General features: G+C 66.6%; 1 protein-coding gene. It reads left to right on the top strand.

What is annotated here, in order from left to right:
- The coding region (locus RISW2_RS23225; RefSeq protein ID WP_043776051.1) for an ABC transporter substrate-binding protein at window positions 1-380 on the top strand (380 nt) is incomplete at both ends.

The raw sequence follows: 380 nt of genomic DNA, 5'->3' as shown, positions 1-380 counted from the left end.
TCACCTATCCGAACTACTACGAGTACGACGCCTTCATGGTGCGCAAGGACCTGGGCATCACCCAGACCAAGGACATGAACGGCGCCACCATCTGCGTGCAGACCGGCTCCACCAACGAGGTCACGGTGGCCGACCTGTCGCGCAAGTTCAAGCTGGGCCTGAAGACCGTGCTGTTCGACAACGTCGCGGCCTCGCGCCAGGCGTTCTTCTCGGGCCGCTGCGACGGCCTGATCACCGACGCCTCGGCGCTGGCGGCGGTGCGCGCGACCCAGGCGCAGAACCCCGACGACTACGTGATCTTCCCCGCCAGCGGCCACAGCGAGGCGCTGACGCCGTCGGTGCGCCATGGCGACGACCGCTGGTTCGACATCGTCAAATGG

This window comes from Roseivivax isoporae LMG 25204 (assembly GCF_000521865.1).
Lineage (GTDB): Bacteria > Pseudomonadota > Alphaproteobacteria > Rhodobacterales > Rhodobacteraceae > Roseivivax > Roseivivax isoporae.
The sequence above is the reverse complement of the archived record's forward strand: the minus strand, read 5'-3'. Positions and strand labels throughout refer to the sequence as shown.